11 protein-coding genes and 1 pseudogene are annotated in these 23,744 nt (G+C 72.5%); 10 read left to right on the forward strand and 2 right to left on the reverse strand.

The features are described 5' to 3' along the window. The first annotated feature begins 478 nt into the window (after positions 1–478). Positions 479–2,653, forward strand: coding sequence for a glycogen debranching protein GlgX (gene glgX / locus BOQ63_RS18585; protein WP_046386490.1), 2,175 nt, complete (start codon positions 479–481; stop codon positions 2,651–2,653). Position 2,654: 1 nt separating this feature from the next. Here glgX and BOQ63_RS18590 read toward each other — a convergent pair. After that, positions 2,655–2,804 (reverse strand): annotated as a pseudogene (locus tag BOQ63_RS18590) (Crp/Fnr family transcriptional regulator); the annotation flags it as partial. Between the two features lie 233 nt (positions 2,805–3,037). On the opposite strand from BOQ63_RS18590, the gene BOQ63_RS18595 reads away from it, so the two are divergent. Then, the gene (locus BOQ63_RS18595; RefSeq protein WP_030551390.1) at positions 3,038–4,873 is read left to right on the forward strand and encodes an ABC transporter ATP-binding protein; all 1,836 of its coding nucleotides are present in this window, start codon (positions 3,038–3,040) and stop codon (positions 4,871–4,873) included. Then, complete coding sequence (locus BOQ63_RS18600; RefSeq protein WP_072654650.1) at positions 4,870–6,729, forward strand: ABC transporter ATP-binding protein; 1,860 nt, start codon at positions 4,870–4,872, stop codon at positions 6,727–6,729. Before BOQ63_RS18595 ends, BOQ63_RS18600 begins: the two co-directional genes overlap by 4 nt. Before the next feature lie 135 nt (positions 6,730–6,864). Here BOQ63_RS18600 and glgP read toward each other — a convergent pair whose 3' ends face one another. Then, the gene (gene glgP, locus BOQ63_RS18605; RefSeq protein ID WP_030281956.1) at positions 6,865–9,531 is read right to left on the reverse strand and encodes an alpha-glucan family phosphorylase; all 2,667 of its coding nucleotides are present in this window, start codon (positions 9,529–9,531) and stop codon (positions 6,865–6,867) included. A 1,114-nt stretch (positions 9,532–10,645) separates the two neighbouring features. On the opposite strand from glgP, the gene BOQ63_RS18610 reads away from it, so the two are divergent. The 7 genes from BOQ63_RS18610 to pyk all read left to right on the forward strand — a co-directional run bounded on the left by BOQ63_RS18610 (position 10,646) and on the right by pyk (position 23,654). Continuing rightward, positions 10,646–12,601 (forward strand): alpha-1,4-glucan--maltose-1-phosphate maltosyltransferase, encoded by a 1,956-nt coding sequence (locus BOQ63_RS18610; protein ID WP_072656294.1) that lies wholly within the window; start codon positions 10,646–10,648, stop codon positions 12,599–12,601. Next, positions 12,598–14,322, forward strand: a complete 1,725-nt coding sequence (treS, locus tag BOQ63_RS18615) for a maltose alpha-D-glucosyltransferase (RefSeq protein WP_030281958.1) — start codon at positions 12,598–12,600, stop codon at positions 14,320–14,322. The genes BOQ63_RS18610 and treS overlap by 4 nt, the downstream gene beginning before the upstream one ends. 249 nt (positions 14,323–14,571) lie before the next feature. Then, the gene (locus BOQ63_RS18620) at positions 14,572–16,062 is read left to right on the forward strand and encodes a maltokinase N-terminal cap-like domain-containing protein (protein WP_030281959.1); all 1,491 of its coding nucleotides are present in this window, start codon (positions 14,572–14,574) and stop codon (positions 16,060–16,062) included. A gap of 117 nt (positions 16,063–16,179) precedes the next feature. Beyond that, on the forward strand, positions 16,180–18,540 hold the full coding sequence (glgB, locus tag BOQ63_RS18625) for a 1,4-alpha-glucan branching protein GlgB (RefSeq protein ID WP_223885976.1): 2,361 nt from the start codon (positions 16,180–16,182) through the stop codon (positions 18,538–18,540). A 230-nt stretch (positions 18,541–18,770) separates the two neighbouring features. Next, positions 18,771–20,912: a phosphate acetyltransferase gene (pta, locus tag BOQ63_RS18630; protein WP_072654651.1), complete on the forward strand. Its 2,142-nt coding sequence runs from the start codon at positions 18,771–18,773 to the stop codon at positions 20,910–20,912. After that, the gene (locus BOQ63_RS18635) at positions 20,909–22,132 is read left to right on the forward strand and encodes an acetate kinase (RefSeq protein WP_030281963.1); all 1,224 of its coding nucleotides are present in this window, start codon (positions 20,909–20,911) and stop codon (positions 22,130–22,132) included. Before pta ends, BOQ63_RS18635 begins: the two co-directional genes overlap by 4 nt. 94 nt (positions 22,133–22,226) lie before the next feature. Then, positions 22,227–23,654, forward strand: a complete 1,428-nt coding sequence (gene pyk, locus BOQ63_RS18640) for a pyruvate kinase (RefSeq protein WP_030281965.1) — start codon at positions 22,227–22,229, stop codon at positions 23,652–23,654. The last annotated feature ends 90 nt before the right edge of the window (positions 23,655–23,744 follow it).

Raw genomic sequence — 23,744 nt, forward strand, 5'->3', positions numbered from 1 at the left:
GGCGCCGGAGGCGGCGTACGCGACCCCACCCCGGCCACATCCCCACCGGACCCGCCCGACACCCCACCCCCGCACCCGGCAACCACCAGCACGCACCAGGCCGCCACCACCCGCCGCGCCCACACCCCGACCCGGCGTCGCATCCCGGGGCCTCCCACCACTCGGCTCCGACCTCAGGAGCATCCGACGCCCGTGACAACGACCGCGAACCAACCGAAGACACGCCCACCCGCCCACACCCCCTCCCCCCACCACGGGCGCGCGGGCAACGCCCCGCGCGCCCACCAAGCGCCCCCCACCCCTCCCGCCCGACCAGGGCGACAGGGACGCACTGCGGGAAGGGCGGCACCCACCCTGCCGAGAGCCCCCACCCCCCGACACCACCCCCCACCCCCCGTTCAGCCGCTTCCTCCCCCCACATTCCGGGAAAGAAGAGGTGAACAGTCCCACGACACCCCCGCCCAGGGAGGCTACGACCATGGCGTCAGGGCAAGAGCCGGAAGCCGGGGTACGGCCAGGCAGCTGGCAACCGCTCGGCGCCCGCTTCCGGACGGACCACCTCGCCGGCCCCGGCACCAACTTCGCCCTCTGGGCGGCCGGCGCCGAGGCCGTCGACCTGTGCCTGTTCGACGAGGACGGCCGGGAGAGCCGCCACCGCCTCACCGAGCAGGACTTCCAGATCTGGCACGGCTTCCTCCCCGGTGTCCGTCCCGGCACCCGCTACGGCTTCCGGGTGCACGGCCGCTGGGACCCGTGGACGGGCGCCCGCTGGAACGCCGCGAAGCTGCTGCTCGACCCGTACGCCCGCGCCGTCGACGGCTGTTACACCTCCCACGACGCGGCCTGTTCGGCCGTCCGCAACTGGCCCGAGGCCGACGTCGCCGACACCGTCCGGGACAACCGCGACTCCGCCCCCCACGTCCCCAGATCCGTGGTCGTCCACGACGACGACGACTGGTACGACGACCACCGCCCGAAGACCCCCTGGTCCGAGACGGTGCTCTACGAGCTCCACGTGCGCGGCTTCACCATGCGCCACCCGGACGTCCCGCCCCACCTGCGCGGCACCTACGCCGGCCTGGCCCATCCCGCCGCGATCGCCCACCTCACCCGCCTCGGGGTGACCGCCGTCGAGCTGCTGCCGGTGCACCAGTTCGCCGACGAGGACCACCTCCAGGCCCGCGGCCTGGTCAACTACTGGGGCTACAACACGGTCGGCTACTTCGCCCCGCACGCCGGCTACTCCGCCTCGGGCTCCCGCGGCGGCCAGGTCGGCGAGTTCAAGCGGATGGTCCGCGCCCTGCACGCCGCCGGGATCGAGGTGATCCTCGACGTGGTGTTCAACCACACCGCCGAGGGCGCCGAGCTCGGCCCGACGCTGTCGCTGCGCGGCATCGACAACGCCGCCTACTACCGCCTGGCCCCGCACCGCCCGCGCGGCTACGCCGACTACACCGGCTGCGGCAACACGCTGGACACCCGCCGCCCGCAGGTGGTCCGGCTGATCACCGACTCGCTGCGCTACTGGGTGACCGAGATGGGCGTGGACGGCTTCCGCTTCGACCTGGCAACGGCCCTGGCCCGGGCCGCGGACGGGGTCGACATGGACCACCCCTTCCTCGCCGCCGTCTCCCAGGACCCCTTGCTCAGCCGGGTGAAGCTGATCGCCGAGCCCTGGGACATCGGCCCGGGCGGCTACCAGGTCGGCGGCTTCCCCCCGCTGTGGGCCGAGTGGAACGACAGGTACCGCGACACCGTACGGGACTTCTGGCGCGGCGCCCGCCCGGACGTGCGCGAGCTGGGCTACCGGCTGTCCGGCTCCTCCGACCTCTACCAGCGCGGCGGCCGCCGCCCGTACGCGTCCGTCAACTACGTGACGGCGCACGACGGTTTCACCCTGCGCGACCTGGTCTCCTACGACCGCAAGCACAACGAGGCCAACGGCGAGGCCAACCGGGACGGCACCGACGACAACCGCTCGTGGAACCACGGCGTCGAGGGCGAGACCACCGACCCGGAGGTCAACGCGTTGCGGCTGCGCCAACTGCGCAACCTGATGGCCACCCTGCTGCTATCCGCGGGCGTCCCGATGATCACCGCCGGGGACGAGCTGGGACGCACCCAGGGCGGCAACAACAACGCCTACTGCCAGGACGGCGAACTCAGCTGGCTGGACTGGTCGTTGCTGGAGCAGCCCGGCTGGCGGGAGCTGTGCGAGCTGACCGCCGGGCTGGTGCGGCTGCGCCGGGCCCACCCGGTGCTGCGCCGGCGGGCGTTCTTCTCCGGCCGGGCCGTCACTCCCGGCGGCCAGCCGGACCTCGCCTGGTTCACCCCGCTCGGCAAGGAGATGACCGAGGCGGACTGGTTCGGCCCCACGGCCTGCCTGGGCATGCTGCTGTCCGGCACCGCGATGTCCGAACGGGACGGCGCGGGGCGGCCGTTGGACGACGACAGCTTCCTGCTGCTGCTCAACGCGGGCCACGAGCCCACGGTGTTCACCCTGCCCGGCGAGCCGTGGGCGGAGCCGGAGGCCGCGTACGAGACGGTGCTGGACACGGCGGCCGCGGGCACGGGCGAGCCGTCCCCGCGGGGCGCGGTGGTGCTGGCCGGACGCTCGCTGCAACTGCTGCGCGCGCCCGACCGACCGGCGTGAACAGCCAGCGGGAGGTGATCTCCTGCGCCTGCGGCTTGGACTTGGTCGTCGTCGCCAGGTTCCGCGCGGCGGTGGTGCTGAGGCTGAGCTGGGCCCGTACCTGCACGGTTGCGGAGCCGGGGCCGGGGGTGGGCTCGGTGTCGACCGCCATGTCCACACTCCCGTCACTCGCGTATCAATGAGCGTCCGTCACGAGATGTAATCGGCCGTTCGGCGGACGCTCGCAAGAGGCGCACGGCTCACTCCTCCCTGCACGAACGGCAACGCGCGCCCCGCATTCCGCTCCCGCCCCGCCCGAGCGGGTGGCCGGTTCTCGCCGGGCGGCAGCGACAGGGGCGAAAAACCGGATGAGAAGTGACGGCCTCTCTGCCTACCCTCACCGCGATGGCCGAGAACAGACAAGACGCGCCGAACCCGTCGACCGGCGACCCCACCGGGCGCCGCCGCTCCACGGTCCGCTCGCTGCTGCGCCTGTGGCCCTACGCCCGGGCGGTGCGCGGCCGGCTGGCCGTCTCGGCGACGGCCGCCACGCTCGCCATGCTGAGCACCCTCGCCGTCCCGGTGGTGCTCGGCCGGATCGTGGACGGCCCGCTCGCCCGGCACGACCTCGCCGCCCTCTGGCCGCCGGTCGGCCTGCTGCTGCTCCTCGGGCTGGTCGAGTCCGCACTGTTCTACACCCGCCGGGTCGTCCTCGCCCGCCCGCTGGGCCGGCTGGAGGCGGCCATGCGCGCCGACCTCTACGCCAAGCTCCAGCGGCTGCCGGTCTCCTTCCACGACCGCTGGGGCTCCGGCCAGATGCTCTCCCGGGCCACCACCGACATGAACGCCATGCGGCTCTTCCTGGCCTTCCCGCTGGTGTTCCTGATCGTCAACTCGGTGACCTTCCTGGCCGGCATCGTGCTGATGTTCACCCAGGAGTGGCGGCTCGCCCTGATCGTCCTGCTGCCCTGCGTGCCGCTGGTGGTGCTCACACGGCGCTTCGAGTCCGACTACTCGGTCACCGCCCGGCTCGCCCAGGACCAGAACGGCGACCTCGCCACCGTGGTCGAGGAGTCCGTGCTCGGCATCCGCATCCTCAAGGCCTTCGGCCGGCACCGGACCATGGCCGAGCACTTCCGCGAACAGTCCCACCGGCTGCGCCGCACCGAACTGCGCAAGGCCCACCAGCTCGCCAACCTGTGGGCGGTCATCGTCGGCCTGCCGGAGATCGCCCTCGGCTGCGCCCTGGCCGTCGGCGCCTACCTGGTCGCCCACGACGAGCTGAGCGCCGGCACCCTGGTCGCCTTCCTCTCCACCGCGCTCGCCCTGCGCTGGCCGGTCGAGTCGCTCGGCTGGCTGCTCGCCTACGCCAACGAGGCCGCCACCGCCACCGACCGCTTCTTCGAGGTCATGGACGAGCCCGAGCCCGAGGACCCGGGCAGCGCCCACGCGCTCGGCGCCCCGGACGGCATCCGCTTCAGCGGCGTCCGCTTCCGCTACCCCGACGCCCCCGACGGCACTCCCGACCTCCTGGCCGGCATCGACCTGCACGTGCGCAGCGGCGAGACGATGGCCCTGGTCGGCGCCACCGGCAGCGGCAAGACCACGCTCACCGCGCTGCTCCCCCGGCTGTACGAGGCCACCGGCGGCCGGATCACCCTGGACGGCCGGGACATCACCGAGCTGCCCCGGGAGAGGCTGCGCGAGCTCGTCGCCGTCGCCTTCGAGGAACCCACCCTGTTCTCCGCCACCGTCCGGGAGAACGTGCTGATGGGCGCACCCGGCGCGGACGACCGGCAGCTGGCCTCCGCCCTGGCCACCGCCCAGGCCGGCTTCGTCGAGAAGCTCCCGGCCGGGGTGGAGACCCAGGTCGGCGAGCAGGGACTGAGCCTGTCCGGCGGCCAGCGCCAGCGCCTCGCCCTGGCCCGGGCGGTGGTCGGCTCCCCGCCCTTCCTGGTGCTGGACGACCCGCTCTCCGCCCTGGACGTGCACACCGAGGCGCTGGTGGAGCGGGCGCTGCGCGAGGTGCTCGGCTCCACCACCGCCCTGGTGGTCGCCCACCGCCCCAGCACCGTGCTGCTCGCCGACCGGGTCGCGGTGCTCGCGGACGGCCGGATCGAGGCCGTCGGCACCCACCAGGAGCTGCTGCGGGACTGCCCGCACTACCGCGAACTGATGTCGGGCGAGGCCGCCCTCGTGCCCGAGGGCCCCCTCGTCCCCGAGGAGGGGGTCGTCCGATGACCACCACCGCCGAGCCCGCCGAGTCCGTCGAGGAGGAGCTGCCCCCGCCACCGGCCGACGACGAGGACATCCCCGTCCCGCCCGGCGCGCCCCGGGCGCTGCTGCGCTCGCTGCTCGGCCCGCACCGGGCCCGGATCGCCGTCGCGATGGTGGTGATCCTGGTCCAGCAGGCCGCCCTGCAGTCCGGTCCGCTGCTGGTCGCGGTGGCGATGGACCGCGGCATCCCGGCGCTGCGCGCGCACGACTCCGGCCCGCTGATCGCGGTGGTCGCCGGGTACCTGTTCTGCGCGCTGCTCAGCCCGCTGCTGCAGTGGGCGTTCATCAAGATCAGCGCGCGGGTGAACCAGGACGTCCTGCTGGAGCTGCGCGGCCGGATCTTCCGGCACGCCCAGCGGCTCAGCCTGGACTTCCACGAGCGCTACACCTCGGGCCGGATCATCTCCCGGGCCACCAGTGACATCGACGCGCTGCGCGAGCTGCTCTCCGAGGGCCTGCAGGAGCTGCTGACCGTCTTCCTGTCGGTCTGCTACATCTCGGTGCTGCTGGTGGTGCTGGACTGGCGGCTGGGCCTGGCCTCGCTGGTGTGCTTCCTGCCGCTGGCGCTGGTCGCCCACTCCTTCCGGACCCGCTCCCGCCGGGTCTACCGCCGTTCGCGGACGGCCGCCGCCTCGATGATCGTGCGCTTCACCGAGACGATGAACGGCATCCGCCCGGTGCAGGCCTTCCGCCGCGAGAAGGCCAACGACGCCGCCTTCGCCGTGGTCAACCTCCGCTCCTCCGGGGCCAACGCGGAGGGCTTCCTGGAACTCGCCCGGTACGTCGGCCTCTCCCGCGCCACCGCCAACGTCTGGACCACCGGCATCCTGCTGCTGGGCGCCTACCTGGTCACCGAGGACTCCCTGGAGCTGGGCGTCCTGACCGCCTTCGTGCTCTACCTGCGCCGCCTGTTCGACCCGATCGACCAGCTGGCGATGTTCCTGAACAGCTACCAGGCCGCCGCCGCGGCGCTGGAGAAGATCGCCGGGCTGCTCGCCCACGAGCCGACCGTCGCCGAGCCGGCCGAGCCGAGGGAACTGCCCCCACCGCCCCGAGCGGAGGCGAGCGGGCGAGTCACCCTCAAGGGCCGGGAGGTGTCCTTCGAACGGACCCGCTTCGCCTACCGCACCGGCAAGGAGGTGCTGCCGCCCTTCGACCTGCTGATCCCGGCCGGTCAGACCGTCGCGGTGGTCGGGGCGACCGGCGCGGGCAAGTCGACGCTCGCCAAGCTGCTGGCCCGCTTCTACGACCCGACCGACGGCCGGATCCGGCTGGACGGCGTCGACCTGCGCGACCTCACCACCCCGGAGCTGCGGCGCGCGGTGGTGATGGTGACCCAGGAGTCCTTCCTGTTCTCCGGCACCGTCGCCGAGAACATCGCGATCGGCCGCCCCGGCGCCACCCGCGCCGAGATCGAGCAGGCCGCCCGCGACATCGGCGCGTACGAGTTCGTCGCGGCGCTCCCGGACGGCTTCGACACCGACGTGCGCAAGCGCGGCGGCCGGATCTCCGCCGGGCAGCGCCAGCTGGTCGCCTTCGCCCGCGCCCTGCTGGCCGACCCGGCCGTGCTGATCCTGGACGAGGCGACCAGTTCCCTGGACGTCCCCGGCGAGCAGGCCGTGCAGCGGGCGATGCGCACGGTGCTGGCCGGCCGCACGGCGGTGATCATCGCGCACCGGCTCTCCACCGTGGAGATCGCCGACCGGGTCCTGGTGATGGATCGGGGCCGGATCGTCGAGGACGGCTCGCCGCAGCGGCTGATCGACGGCTCCGGGCGTTTCGCCACCCTGCATCGCGCCTGGCGGGACAGCCTGGTGTAGAACAACCCCTCAGTGGTGCCCGTCCAGGAAGCCCCACAGTTGTGCCCGTCCGGGTGCGCCGTCACGCACCCGGGCGGGCATCCCCTTCTCCGGGGCCGGTACCGACCCGGCCCGGCAGTCATCCGCTCCGCGGGCTCAGCGCAGCAGCCCCGCGTCCATCCCCGCCGACTCGGCCGGGAGCGCCACCAGCCCCAGTTCGGCCGGCGAGGCCAGCCTCGGGTGCGCGGGCAGGACCCGGACGGTGTAGCCGAACGGCCCGGTGCGGCAGAGCTCCAGCGAGCCCTCGTAGCGGGTGCGGCCGTCCAGGTCCGGGCCGCCGACCGGCTTGAGGGCGAGCGCCGCGGCGTCCGAGATGCCGTCCGTCTCGTCGACCCGGCCGGAGACCGCCTGCACCTCGACGTCCCCCGGCTGCAGCGGGCCCAGCGCGACCTGCACCCGCAGCGCCAGCGAGCTGCCCAGCTCCTGGGCCTCGGCCGGACAGTCCGCCTCGACGTGCTCGACCCGCACGCCCGGCCAGCCCTCCCGGACCCTGGCCTTCCAGACCGCCAGCTCCCGCGCCCCGCGGTGGCCGCCCACCATCAGTTCCCGCTGGGCCAGCGCCGCCGGGGTGTACAGCCGCTCGACGTACTCGCGGACCATCCGCCCGGCCAGCACCTTGGGCCCGAGGGTGACCAGGGTGTGCCGGACCATGGCGATCCAGCGGTGCGGCAGCCCGTCGTTGCCCCGGTCGTAGAACCGCGCGGCGACCTGGTCCTCGATCAGGTCGTACAGCGCGGCCGCCTCGATGTCGTCGCGGCGCTCGGCCTCGCTGCTCTCCGGGTCGAGCACGCCGTCGCCCTCGTCGGCGGTGGGGATCGCCCAGCCGTTCTGGCCGTCGTACCACTCGTCCCACCAGCCGTCCAGGACGGACAGGTTGAGGCAGCCGTTGAGCGCGGCCTTCATCCCGGAGGTGCCGCAGGCCTCCAGCGGGCGGAGCGGGTTGTTCAGCCAGACGTCGCAGCCCGGGTAGAGGTGCCGGGCCATCGCCATGTCGTAGTCCGGCAGGAAGACGATCCGGTGGCGCACCGCCGGGTCGTCGGCGAAGGCGACCATCTGCTGGATCAGCCGCTTGCCGCCGTCGTCGGCCGGGTGGGCCTTGCCGGCGACCACGATCTGCACCGGCCGAGTGGGGTGCAGCAGCAGGGCGCGCAGCCGCTCCGGGTCGCGCAGCATCAGGGTGAGCCGCTTGTACGAGGGCACCCGGCGGGCGAAGCCGATGGTGAGCACGTCGGGGTCGAGCACCGAGGAGACCCAGCCGAGCTCGGCCTCGCCGGCCCCGCGCTGGTGCCAGGAGGCGCGCAGCCGACGGCGGGCCTCCTCCACCAGCTGGGCGCGCAGGCTGCGGCGCAGGTCCCAGATCTCGGTGTTGCCGATCCGTTCCAGACCGGTCCAGCGCTTGGTCTCGCCGGTGGTCATCGCCTCCTCGGCGCGTTCGGCGCCGAGCTCGGCGGCGCCCAGGCGCACCACGGCCGGGTCGATCCAGGTGGTGGCGTGCACCCCGTTGGTGACCGAGGTGATCGGCACCTCGGCGGGGTCGAAGCCGGGCCACAGGCCGTTGAACATCGAGCGGCTGACCTCGCCGTGCAGGGTGGAGACCCCGTTGGCGCGCTGGGCCAGCCGCAGGCCCATCGCGGCCATGTTGAAGAGCTTCGGGTCCCCGCCGCGCCAGGTCTCGGCGCCGAGCGCGAGCACCGACTCGACCGGGACGCCGGGCAGTGCGGCGTCGCCTCCGAAGTGGCGGGCGACCAGGTCGCGGTCGAAGCGGTCGATGCCGGCCGGGACGGGCGTGTGGGTGGTGAACAGGGTGCCGGCCCGGACGGACTCCAGGGCGGCGGCGAAGTCGAGCCCGGCCGTCCGGTCGGCGACCAGTTCGCGGATCCGCTCGACGCCGAGGAAGCCGGCGTGGCCCTCGTTGGTGTGGAAGACCTCGGGGGCGGGGTGCCCGGTCAGCCGGCCGTAGGCACGCACGGCCCGGACGCCGCCGATGCCGAGCAGCATCTCCTGGAGCAGCCGGTGCTCGCTGCCGCCTCCGTAGAGCCGGTCGGTGACATCGCGTTCGGCGGGCGAGTTGGCCTCGATGTCGGAGTCGAGCAGCAGCAGGGGGACCCGCCCGACCTGGGCCTTCCAGATGTGCGCCGCCAGGGTGCGGCCGCCGGGCAGGGCGAGGTCGACCCGGCTGGGGGTGCCGTCGGCCTCCCGCAGCAGGCTGACGGCCAGTTCGTCCGGGTCCAGGAGGGGGTAGCGCTCCTGCTGCCAGCCGACCCGGTCGAGGGACTGCCGGAAGTAGCCGTGCCGGTAGAACAGCCCCACGCCGATGATCGGGACGCCGAGGTCGCTGGCGGCCTTGAGGTGGTCGCCGGCCAGGATGCCGAGGCCGCCGGAGTACTGGGGCAGCGCGGCGGCGATGCCGTACTCGGGCGAGAAGTAGGCGATGGCGGCGGGCGGCGGGGTGGCGCCGCCCTCCTGGTGGGCCTGGTACCAGCGCGGGCCGGTGAGGTACTCGCGCAGGTCGTCGGCGAGGTCGCCGAGTCTGCGCAGGAACCGCCGGTCGGCGGCGAGTGCGGCGAGCCGGGCGGCCGGGACCTCCCCGAGCAGCCGCACCGGGTCCTCGCCGGTCGCGGCCCAGACCTCCGGGTCCACGGACCGGAAGAGGTCCCTGGTCTCGGGGTGCCAGGACCAGCGCAGGTTGAGGGCCAGCTCGTGCAACGGCTGGAGTTGTTCGGGCAGGACGGTGCGGACGGTGAATCTGCGGATTGCCTTCACAGGCGTGAAGCGTAGCCTCGACGATCGTCCTGACAACGGGTCAAGCGGGCCATTGGCCATCCGTTCGGCCTATTGATGAGATCGCATTCGGCGCATTGGTCTGCACGGGGGGCGCGCGAGGCGCACATTCCGGGGTGCCGCGCTACCAATGCGTGAACTCCGTGGAACGGATCCATTTCCGGCCGATCGCCCGGTCCGGACAAAACCCGAAACTACTGTCGTACCGCTGCGAAAAACGTGTCACCGATGCGAGGATGACCGAAGGTCGTTGATGCTGCGGGGACAACGACGACGGGTGGCGTCCCTCGTGAAGCAGCACGTCCGAATCCTTTTCGCGTTGATCGTTCCCCTTCTCCCTTGACCCGTTCGGCGCTCACCGCGCACCGACGCGTGTCCTCGCGCAGGGTCGGCTCGTTCACGGGTCGACCGGGCCGCCCAGGGGCGTGCCCCCGGAGGCGTGCGCCGGGACGCGCACGGGTTCCGGGGCGTCCCGCCACCGGATCGGCGGGCGCCGGGCAGGTTGCCGGGGACGGCGGCGCGGGCAGGCTTCCGGTCGCACGTCCACCCCACCCAGCAGTCCTCCCGGTACTCCCCTGGCCCGATCCCCCGGCCCGCGGGAGCTGCCGCTGATCTCGGGCAGGAGTTTGGCATGCACGGCGACACGCGGGACCAGTCCACACCGGTGGCCCACACCGTCGACCCAGCGGTCGCGGAATCCGCCGGACGGATGGATTCTGACACTCGGACAGACCCGGCGATGCCGTCGCCCCGGGCGTCCGGAGCGGTCCGTACCGAATCCTCCGAATCCCAGGCCTCCACCGCACAGGCCCCCGCAGCACCGCCCGCCACAGATCAGCCCGCCACAGCGGCCCGACAACCCGGGGCCGAGGAGGACCTGACGGCGGCACCGCGCCGGCGCACCACCAGCACGCGCCGCACCACCGCGACGGCCGCCACCCGCCGGGCCGCCGAGCCCGAGTCGGCCGCGGCCGACGCCGAGCCGCCCGCCCGCAAGCGCGCCGCGAGCAAGAGCACCACCAAGACCGCCACTGCCAAAACCGGCACCAAGACCGCCACCAAGCCCTCCGCCCGCAAGACGACAGAGAGCGACACCGTGATCGGCCGCATCCCCGTCCTGGACGTCAGCCCCCAGATCGACGCCGGCCGCCGCCCGGCCAAGGCCGTCGTCGGCGAGACCTTCCTGGTCACCGCGACGGTCTTCCGCGAGGGCCACGACGCCGTCAACGCCAACGTGGTGCTGCGCGACCCGCGCGGCCGCAGCGGCCCGTGGACGCCGATGCGCGAGCTCGCCGAGGGCACCGACCGCTGGGGCGCGCACATCACCCCGACCGCGCCCGGCCGCTGGTCGTACCTGGTCGAGGCGTGGAGCGACCCCATCGCCACCTGGCGCAGGACGGCCGGGGTGAAGCTCCCCGCCGGGATCGACACCGCGCTGGTCCTGGAGGAGGGCGCCCGGCTGCTGGAGCAGGCCGCCGCCGGGGTGCCGAAGAAGGAGGGCCGCGCGCACGTGCTGGCCGCCGTGGACGCGCTGCGCGACCCGGGCCTGCCGCCGCTGTCCCGGCTGGCCGCCGCGCTCGCCCCCGAGGTGCTGGAGCTGCTGGCCCGCTACCCGCTGCGCGAGCTGCTCAGCGCCTCCCGGCCGCTGCCGCTCCAGGTGGACCGCGAGCGCGCCCTGTTCGGCTCCTGGTACGAGTTCTTCCCCCGGTCGGAGGGCGCGGTGGTGGACCCGAACGGGGTCGAGCCGCCGCGTTCGGGCACCCTGCGCACCGCCGCCGAGCGGCTGCCGGCGATCGCCGCGATGGACTTCGACGTGGTCTACCTGCCGCCGGTCCACCCGATCGGACGAGCGTTCCGCAAGGGCCCGGACAACACCCTGACGGCCGGTCCGCACGACGTCGGCTCGCCCTGGGCGATCGGCTCGCCGGAGGGCGGCCACGACGCGGTCCACCCGGACCTCGGCACCATCGAGGACTTCGACCACTTCGTCGCCGAGGCCAGGGCACTGCACCTGGAGGTGGCGCTGGACTTCGCCCTCCAGTGCTCCCCGGACCACCCGTGGGTGAACAAGCATCCGGAATGGTTCAGCCACCGCGCGGACGGGACCATCGCCTACGCCGAGAACCCGCCGAAGAAGTACCAGGACATCTATCCGATCAACTTCGACCAGGACATGGACGGAATCGTCAAGGAAACCGTCCGGATCCTCCGATTCTGGATGTCCCACGGCGTCAGGATCTTCCGGGTCGACAACCCCCACACCAAACCGGTGGTGTTCTGGGAGAAGGTGCTCTCCGACATCGCCCGCACCGACCCCGATGTCGTGTTCCTCGCGGAGGCCTTCACCCGCCCGGCGATGATGCACACCCTCGCGAAGATCGGATTCCACCAGTCGTACACGTACTTCACCTGGCGCAACACCAAGAACGAACTCACCGAATACCTCACCGAACTCACCGGCGACGCGGCCGCCTACATGCGCCCCAACTTCTTCGCCAACACCCCGGACATCCTGCACGCCTTCCTCCAGCAGGGCGGCCGCGCCGCCTTCGCGATCCGCGCGGTGCTCGCCGCCACCCTCTCCCCCAGCTACGGCGTCTACGCCGGCTTCGAGCTGTGCGAGAACGAGCCGGCCCACCCGGGCTCCGAGGAGTACCTGCACTCGGAGAAGTACGAGCTGCGCCCGCGCGACTGGAACCGCACCGACACCCTCGCCCCGCTGCTCACCGTGCTGAACCGGCTGCGCCGGCGCCACCCGGCCCTCCAGCAGCTGCGCGACCTGCGCTTCCACCCCACCGACAACGACCAGGTGCTCGCCTACTCCAAGACCGCGACCACCCCGGAAGGCCTCACCGACCAGGTCATCACCGTGGTCAACCTCGACCCGCACCACGTCCAGGAGGCCACCGTGACCCTCGAAGGCGACGGGCCCCACGTGGTGCACGACGAGCTCACCGGCGCCGTCTACACCTGGGGCCGGCACAACTACGTCCGGCTCGATCCCTCAGCCGAGCCGGCTCACCTCCTCACGGTTCGGAGGAACCCCACGTGACAGTGAACGAGCCCGTCCCCGACACCTTCCCCGAGACCTCGAAGAAGAACCTGGACCCCGAGTGGTTCAAACGTGCGGTCTTCTACGAGGTGCTGGTGCGGTCCTTCCAGGACAGCAACGGCGACGGGGTCGGGGACCTCAAGGGGCTCACGGCCAAACTCGACTACCTCCAGTGGCTCGGGGTCGACTGCCTCTGGCTCCCGCCGTTCTTCGCCTCGCCGCTGCGCGACGGCGGGTACGACGTCGCCGACTACAAGTCGGTGCTGCCGGAGTTCGGCGACATCGCCGACTTCATGGAGTTCGTGGACGCCGCGCACGCCCGCGGCATGCGCGTGATCATCGACTTCGTCATGAACCACACCAGCGACCAGCACCCGTGGTTCCAGGCCTCCCGGGCGGACCCGGACGGGCCGTACGGCGACTTCTACATGTGGGCCGACGACGACAAGCAGTTCCCGGACGCCCGGATCATCTTCGTCGACACCGAGACGTCCAACTGGACGTACGACCCGGTCCGCAAGCAGTACTACTGGCACCGGTTCTTCTCGCACCAGCCGGACCTCAACTACGACAACCCCCGGGTCCAGGACGAGATGATCGCCGGGCTCCGGTTCTGGCTCGACCTCGGCATCGACGGCTTCCGGCTGGACGCGGTGCCCTACCTGTTCGCCCGGGAGGGCACCAACTGCGAGAACCTGCCGGAGACCCACGAGTTCCTCAAGCGGGTCCGCAAGGAGATCGACGCCGACTACCCGGACACCGTGCTGCTCGCCGAGGCCAACCAGTGGCCGGAGGACGTGGTCGACTACTTCGGCGACTTCACCGCGGGCGGCGACGAGTGCCACATGGCGTTCCACTTCCCGGTGATGCCGCGGATCTTCATGGCGGTGCGCCGGGAGTCCCGGTACCCGGTCTCGGAGATCCTCGCCAAGACCCCGCAGATCCCGGGCGGCTGCCAGTGGGGCATCTTCCTGCGCAACCACGACGAGCTGACCCTGGAGATGGTCACCGACGAGGAGCGCGACTACATGTACGCGGAGTACGCCAAGGACCCGCGGATGCGCGCCAACGTGGGCATCCGCCGCCGGCTCGCCCCGCTGCTGGAGAACGACCGCAACCAGATCGAGCTGTTCACCGCCCTGCTGCTCTCCCTGCCCGGCTCGCCGGTGCTCTACTACGGGGACGAGATCGGCATGGGCGACAACATCTGGCTGGGCGACCGGGACGGCGTGCGCACGCCGATGCAGTGGACCCCGGACCGCAACGCGGGTTTCTCCTCCGCCGACCCGGGCAGGCTCAGTCTGCCGCCCATCATGGACCCGGTGTACGGCTTCCAGGTGACCAACGTCGAGGCGCAGCAGAGCAGTTCGAGTTCACTGCTGCACTGGACGCGTCGCATGATCGAGATCCGCAAGCTCAACCCGGCGTTCGGCCTGGGCACCTACACCGAACTGCCGTCCAGCAACCCCGCCGTGCTGGCCTTCGTGCGCGAGTACGAGGGGGACCTGGTCATGTGCGTGAACAACTTCTCGCGGTTCGCGCAGCCGACCGAGCTGGACCTGCGGCAGTACGGCGGGCGGTACCCGGTCGAGCTGATCGGCGGGGTGCGCTTCCCGTCGATCGGCGAGTGGCCCTACCTGCTCACACTGGCCGGACACGGCTTCTACTGGTTCCAGCTCCGGCAGCCCCCGCGCCTGAGCGGTACCAGGCGGTCGAAGTAACGATCCGCCGCACCCGCCGCCGCGGCACGCACAGCACCACCAGACCCTCCGGGGGCGCGAGTTGAACGCCCGCGCCCCCGGACTTCTCTGCACCACCGTACGGAGAACAGCCCAACGGCTACCCACACGAAGGCGTGACACCCGAGCCGTGCTCGCGTGCCGCGACCGCCGCGCCGCCGAAATCCGGAAGACTGACGGACCCGGCCACGACCCGTCGGGCAGTCCGCGTGCTTCCGGGGAAAGGGAGTCATGTCCGAACCCTCCCGTTCTCAAGCCCATGTGCAGCCCGACGCCCCGGCCGGTACCGCCGCGCCCGCGGGCCTGCGCGGCACCGGGCCCCGGAGGACCGCCCTGGGGGTCAGCGAACTCGTCCAGGCGGCCCTGCCGCTGATCGCCGAGTGGCTCCCCACCCAGCGCTGGTACGCCGGGAAGGGACGGCCCATCACCGGACTCGTCCCGGTGGTCGGCACCCCGCTGCAGGTCGGCGACCCGGCCCTGCTCCACCTGCTGCTGCGGGTCGAGCACGCCACCACGGCCGGGCTGCCGCACGGCGACACCTACCAACTGCTCCTCGGAATCCGCTCCCAGGGCCCCTCGGGCATCGAGCCCGGCGCCGTGCTGGGCCGGCTCAGCCAGGGCCCGTACGACGGCGCCACCCTCTACGACGCGGTCCACGACCCCGAGCTCACCGGGCGGCTGCTGGAACACCTCGCCACCGGCGACCGGTTCGGCTCGCTGTCCTTCCGCCGCACCCCCGGCTCCGGGCTGCCCACGAACCTCCCCGGCCGCGCCTCCACCGCCGAGCAGTCCAACAGCTCCGTCATCTACGGCACCTCGTACATCCTCAAGCTCTTCCGGCGCATCCACCCCGGCACCAACCCCGACCTCGAACTCTCCCTCGCCCTCTCCCGGGCCGGCTCCACCCGCATCCCCCGGGTCGCCGCCTGGTTCGAGAGCCGCATGGAACGCGCCGAACCCGCCACCCTCGGACTGCTCCAGCGCTACCTGCCGGACGCCGAGGACGGCTGGGAACTCGCCCTCGACCAGGTCGGCCGGCTCAAGGGCGACCGCTCCCCCGGCAACTTCGCCATCGAGGCGCACCGGCTCGGCCGGGCCACCGCTGAGGTGCACCGGGTGCTCTCCCGCTCGATGCCGGTCGCCCGGCTCGACCGCACCCAGACCGGCCGGCTCGCCACCGCGATGGCCGACCGGCTGGACAGCGCGGTCGCCGCCGTCCCCGGACTGCTGCGCTTCCGGGCCGCCCTGCGCACCGCCTTCCAGCAGCTCGCCGACGCCCACCCGGACGGCCTACCGGTCCAGCGCATCCACGGCGACCTCCACCTCGGGCAGGCCATGCGCACCCCGCACGGCTGGGTGCTGCTCGACTTCGAGGGCGAGCCCGCCAAGTCCGTCACCGAACGCCGCGAGCCGCAGCCCGCCCTGCGCGACGTCGCCGCGATGCTGCGCTCCTTCGACTACGCGGCCGCCCACCTGCTGGCCGGCGGCCCGGTCGACCCGGAGCTCGCCCACCTCGCCGCCGCCTGGGCCCAGCGCAACCGCACCGCCTTCTGCGCCGGCTACACCGCAGGGGGCGGCGCCGACCCGGCGGCCTCGCCGGAGCTGATGCGGGCGCTGGAGATCGACAAGGCGGTCTACGAGGTGGTGTACGAGGCCCGGCACCGGCCCAGCTGGCTACCCATCCCGTTGGCCGCGATCAACCGGCTCGCCCTGTCCGTCTGACCGCCCGTCCCTGCTGTTCCGTCCCTGCTGTTCCGTCCCTGCTGTTCCGTCCCTGCTGTTCCGTCCCTGCTGTCCCGCCACGAGTTCGCCCACCCCCCGCCGCTGGAGGACCACGCCGTGACGCCGCTCGACCCGACCGGCCACCCCACCCGCCCCGTTCCGGCCACCTCCCTGGCCAGGAGCCCCGAACGGGCCGAGGCCCGGGAGGCCGACGAGCCCCGGGAGGCCGACGCGCCCGGCTCCGACGACCCTTCGGGCGTTCCGGCGGACGCCCCCCTCGGCGCCCTGCGCGTGCCCGAGGCGCCGCTGCCGCCGGCCGAGGTGGACCGGCTGGTGAGCGGGCAGCACCACGACCCGCACTCCCTGCTCGGTGCGCACCCCGTGCACGGCGGCACGGCGATCCGGGTGCTGCGCCCGTTCGCCGAGCGGGTGGTGGTGGAGACCGACCAGGGCCCGGCCGAGCTCACCCACCAGCAGGGCGGCCTGTTCACCGGCCTGCTGGTGGGCGACGGACTCCCCGACTACACCCTGCTGGTGGCCTACCCCGGCGGCGAACCGCTGCGCCAGCACGACGGCTACCGCACCCCGCCCACCCTCGGCGAACTCGACCTGCACCTGATCTCCGAGGGCCGGCACGAGCAGCTGTGGCGGGCGCTCGGCTCGCACGTGCGCACGGTCGACGGCGTCACCGGCACCGCCTTCGCGGTCTGGGCGCCGAACGCCGTCGGGGTGCGGCTGATCGGCGACTTCAACCACTGGGACGGCACCGGCCACCCGATGCGCTCGCTCGGCTCCTCCGGCATCTGGGAGCTGTTCGTCCCCGGCCTCGCCGAGGGCACCACCTACAAGTACGAGATCCACACCCGCCAGGGCTGGGTGCTCGACAAGGCCGACCCGCTGGCCCGGGCCGCCCAGTGCCCGCCCGGCACCGCCTCCGTGGTCACCTCCTCCGCGTACCGGTGGCAGGACGACGAGTGGATGGCCCGCCGGGCCCGCGCCGCGCACCACCGCGAGCCGATGTCGGTGTACGAGCTGCACCTGGCCTCCTGGCGGCCCGACCTCACCGGCTACCGCGCCATCGCCGAGGAACTGCCCCGCTACCTCAAGGAGTTGAACTTCACCCACGTGGAGTTCATGCCCGTCATGGAGCACCCCTTCGGCGGCTCCTGGGGCTACCAGGTCTCCGGCTACTACGCCCCCACCGCCCGGCTCGGCTCCCCGGACGACTTCCGGTACCTGGTGGACACCCTGCACCGGCACGGCATCGGCGTGATCGTCGACTGGGTGCCCGCGCACTTCCCCAAGGACGACTTCGCGCTCGCCCGCTTCGACGGCGAGCCGCTGTACGAGCCGGCCGACCCGCTGCGCGCTGAGCACCCCGACTGGGGGACCCTGGAGTTCGACTACGGCCGCACCGAGGTGCGCAACTTCCTGGTCGCCAACGCCGTCTACTGGTGCGAGGAGTTCCACATCGACGGCCTGCGGGTGGACGCCGTCGCCTCGATGCTCTACCTCGACTACTCCCGCGAGGGCGGCGCCTGGACGCCCAACCAGTACGGCGGCCGGGAGAACCTGGACGCGGCCTCCTTCCTCCAGGAGATGAACGCCACCGTCTACCGGCGCTGCCCCGGTGTGATCACCATCGCCGAGGAGTCCACCGCCTGGGACGGCGTCACCCGCCCGACCGACGCCGGCGGCCTCGGCTTCGGACTGAAGTGGAACATGGGCTGGATGCACGACTCGCTGGTCTACATGTCCAAGGAGCCGGTGCACCGCAAGTACCACCACAACGAGATCACCTTCTCGATGGTGTACGCCTACTCCGAGAACTACATCCTGCCGATCTCGCACGACGAGGTGGTCCACGGCAAGCAGGCCCTGGTCTCCAAGATGCCCGGCGACTGGTGGCAGCAGCGCGCCAACCACCGCGCCTACCTGGGCTTCATGTGGTCCCACCCCGGCAAGCAACTGCTGTTCATGGGGCAGGAGTTCGCCCAGGGCGCGGAGTGGCACCACGAGCAGGGCCCGCAGTGGTGGGTGCTCGACGAGCAGTGGCCGGGCCACGCGGACCACCTGGGCGTGCGCCGCCTGGTCCGCGACCTCAACCGGATCTACCGCGACACCCCCGCCCTCTGGGAGCTCGACACCACACCGGACGGCTTCCGCTGGCTCGACGGCGGCGCCGCCGAGGACAACCTGCTCTCCTACGTCCGCCACGCCGCCGACGGCACCCCGCTGGTCGCCGTCTGCAACTTCTCCCCCGTCGTCCGGCACGGCCACCGGGTCGGCCTGCCCCTCCTGGGCGGCCGCGAGCAGCTCTGGGAGGAGGTGCTGAACACCGACGCCGAGACCTACGGCGGCAGCGGCGTCGGCAACTCCCGCCCGATCAAGGCCGAACCCGTCGAGTGGAACGGCCAGCCCCGCTCCGCCGAACTGATCCTCCCCCCGCTCGCCACCCTCTGGCTCCGCCCGGCCTGAGGACCCCGGAGCGCCCGCCCGACGCCGGGCGGGCGCTCAGCCGGGGGCCGTGACCGGGAATCCGAGCTCCTCGGCGGCCCGGCCGAGCTCGCTACGGGTTGACGCAAGGCCGAAGTCGGGCCGTTGGTCCCTTGCCCTCCCGCCCGCCCTCTGCTCGCGGACGGCCGTACGGGGTGCGAAGGTATGGTCGATATGACCAGCTTCCGAGGCGACGGGACGGAGACATCCGCGTGGCGCGCAGCGTGTACGTGACCGGGATCGACCGGGGGGACGGCCGACAGGCGGTCGAGCTCGGGGTCATGGAACTGCTCACCCGCCAGGTGGACCGGGTCGGGGTGTTCCGTCCACTGGTGCACGCGGCCGCGCCCGGCGAGCCGGGGTCGGACCACGTGGTCGAGCTACTGCGCGGGCGGTACCGGATCGACCTGCCGAGTTCGGAGCTGTACGGGCTCACCTACGAGGAGGCCGCCGCGCTGCAGGCCGCCCAGGGGCAGGACGAGCTGGTCTCCGCCCTGCTCGACCGCTTCCGCGCGGTGGAGCGGCGCTGCCAGGCGGTGCTGGTGCTCGGCACCGACTTCGCGGACACCAACATCCCGGACGAGCTGGCCTTCAACGCCCGCCTGGCCAACGAGTTCGGCGCCGCCGTGCTGCCGGTGCTCGGCGGGCAGGGCAAGGAGCCGGAGGCCGTGATCGCCGAGGTGCGCAACGCCCACCGGGCGTACACCGACCTCGGCTGCGAGACCCTGGCGATGATCGCCAACCGGGTCACCCCGGGCGCCAAGCAGCGGATCCAGCGCGCTCTCACCGAGAAGCTGCCGATCCCCGCGTACGTCATCCCGGAGGAGCCCGCCCTCGCCGCGCCGACCGTCGCCCAGCTGGTCGAGGCGACCGGCGCCGAGGTGCTGCTCGGCGACGCGGCCGGCCTGGCCAGGGACGTGCGCGGCTTCGTCTTCGGCGGCGCCATGCTGCCGACCTTCCTGGACGCGCTGACCGAGGGAGCCCTGGTCGTCACCCCCGGGGACCGCGCGGACCTGGTGATCGGCTCGCTGGCCGCGCACGCCGCCGGCGCCCCGCCGATCGCCGGGGTGCTGCTGACCCTCGGCCAGCACCCCGGACCGAACGTCATGGCGCTGGCCGCCCGGCTCGCCCCCGGCACCCCGGTCGCGTTCGTCCCCGAGGGCAGCTGGCCCACCGCCGCCACCCTGACCCACCTGGAGGGCAAGCTCACCGCGGCCAGCCCCCGGAAGGCCGAGATCGCCCTCGGCCTGTTCGAACTGCACGTCGACACCGTCGAGTTGACCAACCGGATCGAGGTCGGCCGGTCCGAGCGGGTCACCCCGATGATGTTCGAGCACGAGCTGCTGGAGCGCGCCCGGGCCGGCCGCCGGCACGTGGTGCTGCCCGAGGGCACCGAGGAGCGGGTGCTGCGCGCGGCCGAGATCCTGCTGCGCCGCAACATCTGCGACCTCACCCTGCTCGGCGAGGTCGACGCGGTGCGCCGCAAGGCCGCGAGCCTGGGCATCGACCTCCCCCAGGAGGCGCCGGGCGCCGACCGCGCCCAGGTCCGGATCGTCGACCCGACCACCAGCCCGCTGCGCCGCCAGTTCGCCGAGCTGTACGCCCGGCTGCGGGCCCACAAGGGGATGACCGTCGAACTGGCGCTGGACGTGGTCACCGACGTCTCCTACTTCGGCACCCTGATGGTCCAGGAGGGGATCGCGGACGGCATGGTCTCCGGCGCGGTGCACTCCACCGCGGCGACCATCCGGCCCGCCTTCGAGGTGATCAAGACCTCGCCGGACGCCTCGATCGTCTCCTCGGTCTTCTTCATGTGCCTGGCCGACAGGGTGCTGGTGTACGGCGACTGCGCGGTCAACCCGGACCCGGACGCCCAGCAGCTGGCCGACATCGCGATCCAGTCCGCCGCCACCGCCGCCCAGTTCGGGGTGGAGCCGCGGGTCGCCATGCTCTCCTACTCGACCGGCACCTCCGGTTCGGGCGCGGACGTCGACAAGGTCCGCAAGGCCACCGAACTGGTCCGCGAGCTGCGGCCGGACATCCTGGTGGAGGGCCCGATCCAGTACGACGCGGCGGTGGACGCCCACGTCGCGGCCACCAAGCTGCCGGGCTCGCCGGTGGCCGGGCGGGCGACCGTGCTGATCTTCCCGGACCTCAACACCGGCAACAACACCTACAAGGCGGTCCAGCGCTCGGCCGGCGCGGTCGCGGTCGGCCCGGTTCTGCAGGGGCTGCGCAAGCCTGTCAACGACCTCTCGCGCGGGGCGCTGGTGGAGGACATCGTCAACACCGTCGCGATCACCGCCATCCAGTCCCAGAACGACAGGAACCACGAAGGGGAGCCGAAGGCATGAGTGGAGGCACGCGCGTTCTGGTGCTGAACGCCGGCTCCTCGTCGGTCAAGTACCAGCTGATCGACATGCTGGACGGCGCCCGGCTGGCCTCCGGGCTGGTCGAGCGGATCGGCGAGTCCACCGGCCGGCTGGCGCACACCCCGCACAGCGGGGACAAGCGCGAGCTGCTGGAGGTCTTCCCGGACCACTCCGCCGCGCTGAAGGCCGTCGCCGAGGAGCTGGCCGCCGACGGCCTCGGGCTGGACTCCCCGGAGCTGGCCGCGATCGGGCACCGGGTGGTGCACGGCGGCAAGCGGTTCACCGCGCCGACCGTGATCACCGACGAGGTGCTGAAGGAGATCCGCCGGCTGATCCCGGTCGCTCCGCTGCACAACCCGGCCAACATCACCGGCATCGAGGTGGCCCGCGCGCTGCGGCCCGACCTGCCGCAGGTGGCCGTCTTCGACACCGCCTTCCACGCCTCGATGCCCGAGTACTCGGCCCGGTACGCGATCGACAAGGCCGTCGCGGACGAGCACCGGGTGCGCCGCTACGGCTTCCACGGCACCTCGCACCAGTACGTCTCCCGGGCCACCGCCCGGCTGCTCGGCAAGGACCCGGCCGAGGTCAACGTGATCGTGCTGCACCTGGGCAACGGCGCCTCCGCCTCGGCGGTCAGCGGCGGCCACTGCGTGGACACCTCGATGGGCCTCACCCCGCTGGAGGGCCTGGTCATGGGCACTCGTTCGGGTGACATCGACGCCGGCGTGGTGTTCCACCTGCACCGGGTCGGCGGCCTGTCGATCGACGAGATCGACGACCTGCTGAACCGCCGCAGCGGCCTGCGCGGCCTGTGCGGCGAGAACGACATGCGCGAGATCATGCGCCGCGCCGACGAGGGAGACGCGGACGCGCGGCTCGCCTTCGACTCGTACGTCCACCGGCTGCGCAAGTACATCGGCGGCTACTACGCGGTGCTCGGCCGGGTGGACGCGATCGCGTTCACCGCGGGCGTCGGGGAGAACGCGGCGCCCGTGCGCGCGGCGGCCACCGCCGGGCTGGAGGAGCTGGGCATCGCCGTGGACCCGGAGCTGAACTCGGTGCGCTCCGGCGAGGCCCGGATCATCTCGCCGGCGTACTCCCGGGTGGCGGTCGCGGTGGTGCCCACCGACGAGGAGCTGGAGATCGCCCGACAGGCCTTCGCCCTGGTGCACCGGGAGACTGGTGGTTCCGAGGACTGACACACCGTCGTCTCGCCCCTCGGGATGCTTCGTCGGCGATTCCCCACGATTCGTGCCGAATGCGCCTATAACACGAACGGATAGACTGATCCATATGCGCCGAGCGAAAATTGTCTGCACCCTGGGTCCGGCGACGGACTCCTACGAACAGCTGAAGGCCATCGTCGAGGCGGGCATGAACGTCGCCCGACTGAACATGAGCCACGGCAACCACGCGGACCACGAGGAGCGGTACCGAAAGGTCCGCCAGGTCTCGGAGGACACCGGCAAGGCCATCGGCGTCCTTGCCGACCTCCAGGGTCCCAAGATCCGTCTGGCGACTTTCGCCAACGGCCCGGTGACCGTCGACAACGGCGACGAGTTCACCATCACCACCGAGGACGTCCCCGGTGACCAGCACATCTGCGGTACCACCTACAAGGGCCTGCCCGGCGACGTGAAGCCCGGCGACCCGATCCTGATCAACGACGGCGTCATCGCCCTGGAGGTCGTCAGCGTCGACGGCCCGCGGGTGAAGACCGTGGTGGTCGAGGGCGGCGTGCTCTCGAACAACAAGGGCATCAACCTGCCCGGCGCGGCCGTGAACGTGCCCGCCCTGTCCGAGAAGGACAAGGAGGACCTGCGCTTCGCGCTGCGTCTGGGCGTCGACATGGTCGCCCTGTCCTTCGTCCGCAACGCGGACGACATCAAGGACGTCCACGAGGTCATGGACGAGGTCGGCATCCGGGTGCCGGTCATCGCCAAGATCGAGAAGCCGCAGGCCGTCGAGGCCATGGAGGAGATCGTCCTCGCCTTCGACGCCATCATGGTCGCCCGCGGCGACCTGGCCGTCGAGTACCCGCTGGAGCGGGTGCCGCTGGTCCAGAAGCAGCTGATCACCCTGGCCCGCCGCAACGCCAAGCCGGTCATCGTCGCCACCCAGATGATGGAGTCGATGATCCACGCCTCGCGGCCGACCCGCGCCGAGGTCTCCGACGTCGCCAACGCCATCCTGGACGGCACCGACGCGGTGATGCTCTCCGCCGAGTCCAGCGTCGGCAAGTACCCGGTCGAGACCGTCCGCACCATGAGCCGGATCTGCGAGAAGGCCGAGGAGGAGCTCGTCTCCCAGGGCCTGCAGCCGCTCAACCCGGGCCGCAAGCCGCGCACCCAGGGCGGCTCGGTCGCCCGCGCCGCCTGCGAGCTGGGCGACTTCCTGAACGGCAAGGCGCTGATCGCGTTCACCAAGTCCGGTGACACCGCGCGCCGGCTGTCCCGCTACCGCTCGCCGATCCCGGTGATCGCGTTCACCCCCGACGCGGCCACCCGCAACCAGCTCTCGCTGAGCTGGGGCGTCGAGTCGTACGTCACCGAGCAGGTGGCCACCACCGACGCGATGGTCGCGCAGGTCGACCGCGAGCTGCTGCGGTTGGGCGAGCTGGGCGAGGGCGACACCGTGATCGTCACCGCCGGTGTCCCGGTCGGCGTCCCCGGCACCACCAACCTGGTGCAGGTGCACCGCCTGGGCAGCCACGGCGAGTGACGCCCCGGTAGGACCGTACGAACGCCGGTGGGGCGGGCCCTCCTTCACGGGAGGACCGCCCCACCGGCGTTGTGGCGTCCGCTACCTGCC

The organism is Streptomyces viridifaciens (assembly GCF_001888885.2).
Taxonomy (GTDB): domain Bacteria; phylum Actinomycetota; class Actinomycetes; order Streptomycetales; family Streptomycetaceae; genus Kitasatospora; species Kitasatospora aureofaciens.